Genomic DNA, 10,309 nt, shown 5'->3' on the forward strand with positions numbered 1-10,309 from the left:
GAGCGCTAATATTGTACTTTTTACTTAATGCTTCAGAGTTTTCCTGCTCAGCAAGTTGTGCGAGCTTTAACTTAAATATTCTTTTGTACTTGGACATAAAAAGACCCCCAGTAATTGGATTGTCCAACTATTGGGGGTCACTTCAAAAGCCGGTTTTTTTAATTTAGGAAGATTACAAACCTAACTTTTTCTCAAGGTAGTGAATATTAGTTCCACCATTTTGGAAATTCTCGTCTGCAAGAATACGCTTATGCAAAGGAGTATTAGTTTTAATCCCATCAATTACTAATTCGTTTAGTGCATTACGTGCACGGGCAATAGCTACGTCACGGTTTTCACCGTAAGTAATTAGCTTGCCAATCATTGAATCGTAATGTGGTGGAACCGTATAGTCAGCGTAAATATGGCTGTCCCAACGAATACCTAGCCCACCAGCGGGGTGAAAACGTGTAATTTTACCCGGTGACGGGATAAACGTTTCAGGGTCTTCAGCATTAATTCGACATTCAATCGCATGACCACGAATAACGACATCGTCTTGCGTGAATGATAATGGCTGACCCGCTGCTATTTTTAGCTGCTCTTTGATTAAGTCAATACCCGTAACCATTTCTGTTACTGGGTGCTCAACCTGAATACGGGTATTCATTTCAATGAAGTAAAACTCGCCGTTTTCGTATAAAAACTCAAACGTACCCGCGCCACGGTAACCAATTTCAATACACGCACGTGTACAACGCTCACCAATAAACTTACGCGTCTCTGCTGTTATACCTGGCGCTGGTGCTTCTTCAACTACCTTTTGATGACGGCGCTGCATTGAACAATCGCGTTCACCTAAGTGAACTGCATTACCTTGTCCGTCGGCTAATACTTGTACTTCGATATGACGCGGGTTTTCAAGGTATTTCTCCATGTAAACCATACCGTTACCAAAAAACTGTTTAGCTTCTTGCTGCGTTAGTGAAATTGAATTTACTAATTCAGATTCATTGCGTACTACACGCATACCACGGCCACCACCGCCACCAGCGGCTTTAATAATAACCGGATAACCAATGCGCTTAGCAATTTGCATGTTGCGTTCGTTATCGTCTGTTACAGGGCCATCAGAACCCGGCACACATGGAACGCCTGCTTTACGCATTGCGGCAATAGCAGATACTTTATCGCCCATTAGACGAATTGTGTCGCCTTTTGGCCCAATAAATACAAAACCGCTTTGCTCAACTTGGTCTGCAAAATCTGCGTTTTCTGCAAGGAAACCATAACCTGGGTGAATCGCTACCGCATCAGTTATTTCGGCCGCAGCAATAATGCGCGGTATATCTAAATAACTTTCTGTTGCTGATGGCTTACCAATACAGATGGTTTCATCTGCAAGCAATACATGCTTAAGATCGCGATCCGCCGTTGAATGAACAGCAACCGTTTTGATCCCAAGCTCTTTGCAGGCGCGCAATATACGAAGTGCTATTTCACCTCGGTTTGCTATGACTACTTTATCTAACATTAGAGTTGGCCTTTTACGTTATGCTATTAGTCAATGATGAATAGAGGTTGGTCAAATTCAATTGGCTCGCCATTTTCAGCTAAAATTGCGCGTACAGTACCCGCTTTATCAGCTTCAATTTGGTTCATCATTTTCATGGCTTCAATGATACACAGTGTATCGCCTACATTAACTTTAGAGCCTACTTCTACGTAAGCAGGTGCCTCTGGAGAAGATGCTGAGTAAAATGAACCAACCATAGGTGATTTAACTTGATGACCCGTTGGTGCAGCAGGCGCAGCTTCTGCTTCAACTGCTACAGGGGCAGCAGGGGCTGGCGCTTGCTGTGCAGGAGCTGGCGCATATTGTTGTGGTGCAAATTGTGGGTAAGCTGGACCCGCACTCATATTGTTACGGTTTATGCGTACCGACTCTTCACCTTCAGTGATTTCTAGTTCCGCAATGCCCGATTCTTCTACTAATTCGATAAGTTTTTTTATCTTGCGAATATCCATTACACGACCCGCCTGTTAGTTTGTTAGTGTGTTAATTTTTAAATTAAATTGCGTTTTGCGACCGGTTAACCGCTGCATTTAATGCTGCGTGGTAACCCATTGCACCTAATCCACATATAACGCCTTGTGCCACATCTGAAAAATAAGAATGATGGCGAAAAGCTTCACGTGCGTGCACATTGCTCAAGTGCACCTCATAAAACGGAATATCAACACTTAACAATGCATCACGTAATGCAACGCTTGTATGCGTAAATGCTGCGGGGTTAATAATGATACAATCAACCGCTTGCCAAGCATTATGAATTCGTTCTATGAGCGCTTGCTCACCATTACTTTGAAAGTGCGTAAGTTCAACATTCAGACTATTAGCGGTATTCGTTAGTTCGCTCATAATCTCGCTAAGTGTTTGCGTACCGTATTTTTCTGGCTCGCGCTTTCCTAGCATGTTTAAATTTGGACCATTAACAACTAAAATCTTTAATTTTGCAGCCATAATACGCGATATACCCTCTAAGTAATGAGTTAAGCCATTGCTAGCTATTTTTTAACTTTAAACTAAGCATAAAAAAGCTAAATTGCAACATTTTCTCACGTTAGCTGGGTATTATAGTGATTTCGACGTAAATAACAGCAAAATACTGGTCCAATCACTATTTAAGGTACATTTTGAAAGGTATAAATAACAAAGCCACTTAGTAAACTTAAGTGGCTTTATTGCACTATTATTGTGCGCTGGCACGCACTGTAGCAAGGTGTTTAGCAAAATCCTCAGCATTTAAAAAGCCTGTCACTCGCAACGTGCTTAGCTCTTGCCCTTGAGTATTAAAAAACAAAATACTCGGTAACCCGAAAACGTCATACTCTTCCATTAGCTCAATAGTTTTACTATCACTTTCAGTTAAATCGATTTGAATTAACTGATAATGACTAAACTCCTTTTGCACATTTTCATCAGGAAAGGTGTAATGTTCAAACTCTTTACACGCAACACACCAATCGGCGTATAAATCGACCATAACAAGTCGACCTTGTTTATTGGCATCATCGACCGCGACTTTTAGTTCGGCTAAATTGGCAACGTGTTTAAACTCGTTTTTTTGTGAGTTTACTTGGACTTGTACAGGCCAAAAATAGTCTTTAGCTAAACTAAATCCAGTAAATACCAACAACATGGCTGCAAACCATAAAGCTGTTTTTAATTTACTTTGCTGCTGATTACTTTGCCAATGGTGTAAGTACAAAGCAGCAGCTAACGCCAATATACCTGCCATAAGTAATATAATGTTGGCGCTAATCAAACGCTCTAACAATATTAGCGGAACGACCAACATTACAAAGCCAAATAAGGTTTTAACTTGCTCCATCCAACCGCCTGCTTTAGGTAGTAATTTACCACCCGATGTACCAAGCAATAATAAAGGCAATCCCATGCCTAAACTCAATACATACAACGTTAGCCCGCCCACTAAGTAATCACCACTTTGCGCAACGTATAATAAAGCGGCTGATAGCGGCGCCGTGGTACAGGGTGATGCAATAAGCCCTGATAAAACCCCCATCAGGAATACCCCAATGTAATTACCGCCTTTTTGGTTATTGCTCACTTGGGTTAGTTTGTTCATCATACTGCTAGGTAATTTTATTTCGTACCAACCGAACATCGACATAGCCAACAACACAAACAATAAGCTAAAACTTATCAATACATATGGGTGCTGTAAGTAACCTTGCACTTGGCCGCCTAATGCAGCAACCACTAAGCCTAATGCAGCATAGGTGACCGCCATACCCTGAATATAAACAAATGACAGTGCAAATGCTTTTTTGGTAGACAGGTTCTTTTGACCCGCAATTAAGCTAGATAAAATAGGGAACATCGGAAATACACACGGTGTAAATGCCAAACCTACACCCACAGCAAAAAATATAGCAAGGTTAACCATTAAGCTCTGACTAGCTAGTTGCTCTGTAAAGGTGAGCTCTTTCTCAGGTGTTGCTGCAGTAACAGGTTTTTCTACAGGTTGGCTAAGTGCCGAGAATGCACTACTTGTTGCGGTATTGTCATTAGTATTATTCTCACCTGCCAGTACACTCAATGGAATGCTTATAATTTCAGGTGGATAACACAGCCCTGCTTTTGCACAGCCTTGATAACGCACCTTAACAACGCCATCTTCACTTACATTACTAAGCTTGCTGATAATACTGAGAGAATTAAAAAACACTTCAGTTTTACCAAAAAACTCATCTTCAATAACTTCACCAGAGCCCAACTCAGGCACGTCAATGCTGGCACCTTTAGCAATAATTTCTATTTTACCTTTGTATAAATAATAGTCATCAGCGATATCCCAACCAACAAATAACGTACTACCTTGCTGATCAAAATCAAATACAAACGCTTCATTTACCGGTAAAAATGTGTGCTGAGTTGGTTTAAGAAAATCATCAAGGGTATTTTGTGTTGCCCAAACAGGCGCCATTAATACGCTTAATAAAAAAAATAAAATAAAGCGCATTAATGAAGCACCTCATCCATCCAATTAAAGTAAGCCAAGTTACCGGTTGCTACATCAACGACTTGTATTTCTGGTACTTCATAGCTGTGAAGATCTTTCAAAGTTAAAAATACATCGTTCATTTTATCGGCCTTGGTTTTAATTAGCAGCTTCACTTCAGTTGCCTCGGCTACTTCACCTTCCCATATGTAAATTGAAGTCATGGCAGGTAAAATATTTACACAAGCAGCCAGTTTCTTTTCAATTAGCGCCATAGCCAATAAACGGGCTTCGTGGTTATCTCTGCAAGTGGTAAAAATAAGTTTAAATTGCGTTGTCATAGTGAACCTTTACTTGTTTACGGGGGTCTAGCCCCATAGTAGCTGATAGCGGGTATAATGTGTAGACACGAACTCTGTCAACATTTGAGGTCTTTACAGTAAAGTGACTTAAACCCACTAGCTATAACTTTACTAACATTAAAGTTTATTACTTACTCTTATTAGCTTGAAAATAGACCCGACAACCCTCACTTATATTTCATTAGCACCTTAATGAGTGTCATTTTAGAGAGTCTTATGTTTAGAATTTTATTTTTGCTGTTTATCATCATTCCTATTATTGAAATTGCCTTACTAATTCAGGTTAGTGACGTAATAGGTGGCTTCGCAACAATCGCTTTGGTGGTACTAACCGCTATTGTGGGTGCGAAAATGGTGAAACAGCAAGGGATGGGCGCATTACAAAACGTACAAGTGCAAATGGCTCAAGGGCAAATGCCGGCTAAAGAGTTGTTTACCGGTATTTGCGTGATTATTGCTGGGGTACTTTTATTAACACCTGGCATTATGACGGATGTATTTGGCTTACTGCTTCTTACTCCTGCAATTCGTAATAAATTAGCCGCAGGCCTTGCAAGTCAGGCAACTGTGAGAATGAGTGCAGGTATGCAACAAGGTCCTTCCCCATACGCGCAACAACCGCATTCGATGCGTGACCAGCAACAAACCGAACAACCAACAACCATTGATGGTGAGTTTGAACGAAAAGATTAAAAATTTATCATTTTTTCTCTTGGAATTTTTCACTCCACCCCCATTAATGAAAGCAAATTAGATACACTTTTTTCTGTACTGTTCAGAAACTGTTAGGAGAACTAAAAACATGAACATTCGTCCTTTACAAGATCGCGTAATCATCAAGCGTCTAGAAGAAGAAACCAAGTCTGCTGGCGGTATTGTATTAACTGGCTCTGCAGCTGAAAAATCAACTCGCGGAGAAGTTGTTGCCGTAGGTAATGGTCGCGTTTTAGAAAACGGTGACGTTCGCGCGTTAGAAGTGAAAGCCGGTGACACTGTGTTATTTGGCTCATATGTTGAAAAAACTGAAAAGATCGAAGGTCAAGAGTACCTGATCATGCGTGAAGACAATATTTTAGGCATTGTAGGCTAAACCTACTTTTCGTTTAACACACATTTTAAGAATTTAGAGGAAATTAAACATGGCAGCAAAAGAAGTACTGTTTGCAGGCGACGCACGTGCAAAAATGCTAACAGGCGTAAACATTTTAGCAAACGCAGTAAAAGTAACATTAGGCCCTAAAGGTCGTAACGTTGTACTAGACAAATCATTTGGCTCTCCAGTAATCACTAAAGATGGTGTTTCTGTAGCAAAAGAAATCGAACTTGAAGATAAGTTTGAAAATATGGGCGCACAAATGGTTAAAGAAGTAGCGTCTAAAGCAAATGATGCTGCTGGTGACGGTACTACTACCGCAACTGTGCTTGCTCAGTCTATTGTAAACGAAGGTCTTAAAGCAGTTGCTGCGGGTATGAACCCAATGGATCTTAAGCGCGGTATTGATAAAGCAATCATTTCTGCTGTTGCAGAACTTAAAGCGCTTTCTGTTCCATGTGCTGATACTAAAGCGATTGCACAAGTAGGTACTATTTCAGCTAACTCTGATAAAGAAATTGGCGACATCATTGCAGAAGCAATGGAAAAAGTAGGCCGTAATACTGGTGTTATCACGGTTGAAGAAGGTCAATCACTTGAAAACGAGCTAGATGTTGTAGAAGGCATGCAGTTTGACCGTGGTTACTTATCTCCATACTTTATCAACAACGCTGAAAAAGGCGCGGTTGAACTAGATAACCCATTTATCTTACTTGTAGATAAAAAAATATCTAACATCCGTGAATTATTACCAACATTAGAAGCGGTTGCTAAAGCAAGTAAACCTCTACTAATCATCGCAGAAGACCTTGAAGGTGAAGCGTTAGCGACACTGGTCGTTAATAACATGCGTGGTATTGTAAAAGTATCAGCGGTTAAAGCACCAGGTTTTGGCGATCGTCGTAAAGCAATGCTACAAGATATCGCGGTTTTAACTGGCGGTACTGTGATTTCTGAAGAAATCGGCCTTGAGCTTGAAAAGGCAACAGTTGAAGACTTAGGTACAGCTAAACGTGTAGTAATCACTAAAGACGACACAACAATCATTGATGGTGCTGGTGAAGAAGACGGCATTAACGGCCGTGTTGCACAAATCAAAGCACAAATTGAAGAAGCGACTTCAGACTACGATAAAGAAAAGCTACAAGAGCGCATGGCTAAATTAGCTGGCGGTGTTGCAGTAATCAAAGTAGGTGCCGCTACTGAGATGGAAATGAAAGAGAAAAAAGACCGTGTTGAAGATGCATTACATGCAACTCGCGCAGCGGTTGAAGAAGGTGTGGTACCAGGTGGCGGTGTTGCATTAGTACGTGCTGCTAGCAAATTAGTAGATTTACTAGGCGATAACGAAGACCAAAACCACGGTATTAAAGTGGCACTTCGTGCGATGGAAGCACCACTTCGTCAAATCGTTACAAACGCAGGCGACGAAGCATCTGTTGTTATTAACGCAGTGAAAGGCGGCGAAGGTAACTACGGGTACAACGCAGCCACTGGCGAATACAACGACATGATTGAAATGGGTATCCTAGATCCAACGAAAGTAACGCGTTCTGCATTACAATTTGCAGGATCGATTGCCGGACTAATGATCACCACAGAAGCAATGGTCGCTGAAATCCCTAAAGAAGAAGCGGGCGCTCCTGATATGGGTGGCATGGGCGGCATGGGTGGTATGGGCGGCATGATGTAATCATCACCGTTTAAGCACCTATCTTATATAAAACCCAGCTTCGGCTGGGTTTTTACTTTTTAGTACTTTTTTATTGTTATTGTTCAATTTACCCCCAAATAGTAATAACGTATAAATTAAAAAACCACACCATGGACATACTTAACAGTAATGGAATTACTTTCATCGCAGTGCTTGTAACCCTAATATCTGCATTGCTGCTTTTAATAGTTTGCCTTTTGTTAAAAATGATTACTTGGGGTAAAAGTATGTCGACAGGGGCATATTTGTTTTTAGCGTTTTTTTCCGCTTATTTCCCTGATGCCAATTCCGCCACCTACCTACGAAAATGTTCAAAAGGCGAAGCAAGAGCAAAGAAAACGTAAGGAAGACTCAGGCGACCCGCCGGATGAAGATGCATAATCTACAAATATATACAACCCTACACAAAACACACACTGATATGTAAAAATACGCAGCAACACAATCAAGGAGTAGTTTATGTCAGGTATAAAACAGCATATTGGCAGTATTGCCTTAATCGTAAAAGATTATGATGAAGCCATTGAGTTTTACACTAAAAAATTGAGCTTTGAATTAGTTGAAGATACTGATTTAGGTGAGGGAAAACGTTGGGTGTTAATTACACCGCCGCAGTCAAATGGTACGCATATACTACTTGCTCAAGCCACTGCGCCAGAACAAATAAGTGCTATTGGTAACCAAGCCGGTGGGCGTGTTTGGTTATTTTTACATACTAACGATTTTTGGCGCGATCATGAAAACATGTTAGCTAACGGTGTTGTCTTTAATGAACAACCCCGTAATGAACCTTACGGAGTTGTTGCTGTTTTTGAAGATTTATACGGTAATAAGTGGGATTTAATTCAACAAAAATAGAAAGCTTAATTTATTAAGGATCTAACTATTTTAAATAAATCGGAGGGTAGCATACCTCGCTCCCCTTCTCGCACACTGGCGATATCGCCAGCTTTAGCGTGCAGTGTTACACCATAACGCGCTGCTTCATCAATATTTAAACCCTGAGCCAATAAAGCACCAATAATACCAGTGAGTACATCGCCACTACCACCAACGGCCAGTGCTGCGTTACCGTCTTCACACACCCACGTATTCTCAGCATTATCAATTAGTGTTCCGGCTCCTTTTAATACGCAAGTAGCGTTATAGCGCTTAGCACACAATCGAGCATTCTCAAACCTATTTGACTCAACATCCACAATAGTTTTACTTAATAGCCTGGATGCTTCTCCTGGGTGCGGTGTAAGTACACATTGCTTTAATGTGTACGATGAGGCTTGTTTGGATAATAAATTTAGCGCATCGGCATCGATAACCAGTGGCATGTTATTAGTTTGGCAATAATATATAACCTCCTCAAAGGTTTTTTGTGCCCATTCATTCAGCCCCAGACCTGGCCCTATAACTACGCAGCTAGCCCACTCAAGCGCTTCTTTTAGATTAGTACTGGTTACCATTAATTCTGGCCTACCAATGCTTACAGGCACTACAGAACTTGAATGTGTATACACTTTTACAATACCCGCACCTGCTCTAAGTGCGGCCTCGCTGGATAATCTAATTGCGCCAGCCGTCCCCTCATTACCACCTACACAGAGGAGTTTACCATGAGTTCCTTTATGGCTATTTAGGTTACGCGCACCAAGCTTTTTAAAGCTCTTAATATTTATAAGTGTGCCGCTTGAAGTAGCGAGCTCAAAAAATGCAGGTCCAATATTTAGATCGTCAAATATTAACTCCCCGCAATGTTGTTTACCTATAGCCGTTGTTAGCCCCTGCTTAATAGCAACAAAGGTTATTGTTTTACTTGCTTGTATAGCAATACCTAAAGGTTGGCCAGTATCTGCGCTGATACCTGAGGATACATCTATACTCAATACAGGTTTATTACTGGCGTTAATTTCATTAATAATTTTAGCAAAATTATCGCGAACCGAGCTTGTGATCCCTGTACCTAGCATCGCATCTATAATTAAATCACTTCGGTTTAATAACTCACTCGTATAAGCATTAACTTCACCGCCTTCATCACGCCATAACTTAAACGCTTTTGCAGCATCTCCTGTTAGTGCTTTTTCAGGGTTAACGGCACACAAAGTTACTCGCTTACCCGCTTGCTTAATTAGGCTCGCGCTAATATAACCGTCCCCAGCGTTATTACCATGCCCTACAACAACTAACGTATGCTGTGCATTAAAGTCTTGCCAAGCGTTGAATACAGCGTTCCCAGCGCGCTGCATGAGGGTAAATAACTCACAATGGCTATTTTTAGCAGCCAGTGCCTCGTTATCCCTAACTTCTTTTGCAGTAAATATTAGTTTATTTAGCATGAAGACCCCTCTAATAAGTGACACCCTACCTTATCAAATACACATATCAAGCGGCTAGTTTTGTGAGCTTTTAATCGAGGTAAGTTCGTTTATTCAAACGTACTAAAGATCACATATTTATCCGGGTCAGATAACTGAAAACTAATCACTTTTATTCAGGTATTAAAAACTTAAACGCTAAATATTACTCATTGAACGTTGCTACAAAGCACCTACGCCTGAGGTAAGAGCGCCACCTTCACGTGAGGCAAATTGCAGGCATTAAAAAAGGCCACCTAAGTGACCTTTTTCTAACAATTACC

Annotated in this window: 10 protein-coding genes; 4 read left to right on the forward strand and 6 right to left on the reverse strand. The window is 40.9% G+C overall.

All coding sequences use genetic code 11. From position 1 onward, the window contains the following. Positions 1-172: 172 nt before the first annotated feature. The 5 genes from accC to cutA form a co-directional block, all read right to left on the reverse strand. On the reverse strand, positions 173-1,513 hold the full coding sequence (accC, locus tag CWB65_RS15140) for an acetyl-CoA carboxylase biotin carboxylase subunit (protein WP_008128373.1): 1,341 nt from the start codon (positions 1,511-1,513) through the stop codon (positions 173-175). A 26-nt stretch (positions 1,514-1,539) separates the two neighbouring features. After that, positions 1,540-2,007 (reverse strand): acetyl-CoA carboxylase biotin carboxyl carrier protein, encoded by a 468-nt coding sequence (gene accB, locus CWB65_RS15145; protein ID WP_008128370.1) that lies wholly within the window; start codon positions 2,005-2,007, stop codon positions 1,540-1,542. A 43-nt stretch (positions 2,008-2,050) separates the two neighbouring features. After that, on the reverse strand, positions 2,051-2,503 hold the full coding sequence (aroQ, locus tag CWB65_RS15150) for a type II 3-dehydroquinate dehydratase (RefSeq protein WP_006791248.1): 453 nt from the start codon (positions 2,501-2,503) through the stop codon (positions 2,051-2,053). A 229-nt stretch (positions 2,504-2,732) separates the two neighbouring features. After that, the gene (locus CWB65_RS15155; protein ID WP_138740914.1) at positions 2,733-4,529 is read right to left on the reverse strand and encodes a protein-disulfide reductase DsbD; all 1,797 of its coding nucleotides are present in this window, start codon (positions 4,527-4,529) and stop codon (positions 2,733-2,735) included. Beyond that, complete coding sequence (gene cutA / locus CWB65_RS15160; RefSeq protein WP_008113508.1) at positions 4,529-4,849, reverse strand: divalent-cation tolerance protein CutA; 321 nt, start codon at positions 4,847-4,849, stop codon at positions 4,529-4,531. The genes CWB65_RS15155 and cutA overlap by 1 nt, the downstream gene beginning before the upstream one ends. 237 nt (positions 4,850-5,086) lie before the next feature. On the opposite strand from cutA, the gene CWB65_RS15165 reads away from it, so the two are divergent. From CWB65_RS15165 to CWB65_RS15180, 4 genes are all read left to right on the forward strand, one after another. Continuing rightward, a complete protein-coding gene (locus CWB65_RS15165; protein WP_138740915.1) occupies positions 5,087-5,563 on the forward strand; it encodes an FxsA family protein in 477 nt (158 codons plus the stop codon). A 109-nt stretch (positions 5,564-5,672) separates the two neighbouring features. Continuing rightward, positions 5,673-5,960 carry a co-chaperone GroES gene (locus CWB65_RS15170; RefSeq protein ID WP_008113511.1) on the forward strand — a complete coding sequence of 96 codons (288 nt, stop codon included), beginning with the start codon at positions 5,673-5,675 and terminating at the stop codon, positions 5,958-5,960. A 49-nt stretch (positions 5,961-6,009) separates the two neighbouring features. Next, the gene (gene groL / locus CWB65_RS15175) at positions 6,010-7,656 is read left to right on the forward strand and encodes a chaperonin GroEL (protein ID WP_138740916.1); all 1,647 of its coding nucleotides are present in this window, start codon (positions 6,010-6,012) and stop codon (positions 7,654-7,656) included. 480 nt (positions 7,657-8,136) lie between these two features. Next, complete coding sequence (locus CWB65_RS15180) at positions 8,137-8,535, forward strand: VOC family protein (RefSeq protein ID WP_008128360.1); 399 nt, start codon at positions 8,137-8,139, stop codon at positions 8,533-8,535. Positions 8,536-8,540: 5 nt separating this feature from the next. Here CWB65_RS15180 and CWB65_RS15185 read toward each other — a convergent pair whose 3' ends face one another. Continuing rightward, complete coding sequence (locus CWB65_RS15185) at positions 8,541-10,007, reverse strand: NAD(P)H-hydrate dehydratase (RefSeq protein WP_138740917.1); 1,467 nt, start codon at positions 10,005-10,007, stop codon at positions 8,541-8,543. Positions 10,008-10,309 lie beyond the last annotated feature (302 nt).

The organism is Pseudoalteromonas sp. S554 (assembly GCF_005930865.1).
In the GTDB taxonomy this organism is placed as follows: Bacteria; Pseudomonadota; Gammaproteobacteria; order Enterobacterales; family Alteromonadaceae; genus Pseudoalteromonas; species Pseudoalteromonas marina.

Excerpts from the sequence above, each read along its gene's own strand:
- accC (WP_008128373.1), bottom strand. The coding sequence starts at position 1,513 with ATGTTAGATAAAGTAGTCATAGCAAACCGAGGTGAAATAGCACTTCGT.
- accB (WP_008128370.1), bottom strand. The coding sequence starts at position 2,007 with ATGGATATTCGCAAGATAAAAAAACTTATCGAATTAGTAGAAGAATCG.
- aroQ (WP_006791248.1), bottom strand. The coding sequence starts at position 2,503 with ATGGCTGCAAAATTAAAGATTTTAGTTGTTAATGGTCCAAATTTAAAC.
- CWB65_RS15155 (WP_138740914.1), bottom strand. The coding sequence starts at position 4,529 with ATGCGCTTTATTTTATTTTTTTTATTAAGCGTATTAATGGCGCCTGTT.
- cutA (WP_008113508.1), bottom strand. The coding sequence starts at position 4,849 with ATGACAACGCAATTTAAACTTATTTTTACCACTTGCAGAGATAACCAC.
- CWB65_RS15165 (WP_138740915.1), top strand. The coding sequence starts at position 5,087 with ATGTTTAGAATTTTATTTTTGCTGTTTATCATCATTCCTATTATTGAA.
- CWB65_RS15170 (WP_008113511.1), top strand. The coding sequence starts at position 5,673 with ATGAACATTCGTCCTTTACAAGATCGCGTAATCATCAAGCGTCTAGAA.
- groL (WP_138740916.1), top strand. The coding sequence starts at position 6,010 with ATGGCAGCAAAAGAAGTACTGTTTGCAGGCGACGCACGTGCAAAAATG.
- CWB65_RS15180 (WP_008128360.1), top strand. The coding sequence starts at position 8,137 with ATGTCAGGTATAAAACAGCATATTGGCAGTATTGCCTTAATCGTAAAA.
- CWB65_RS15185 (WP_138740917.1), bottom strand. The coding sequence starts at position 10,007 with ATGCTAAATAAACTAATATTTACTGCAAAAGAAGTTAGGGATAACGAG.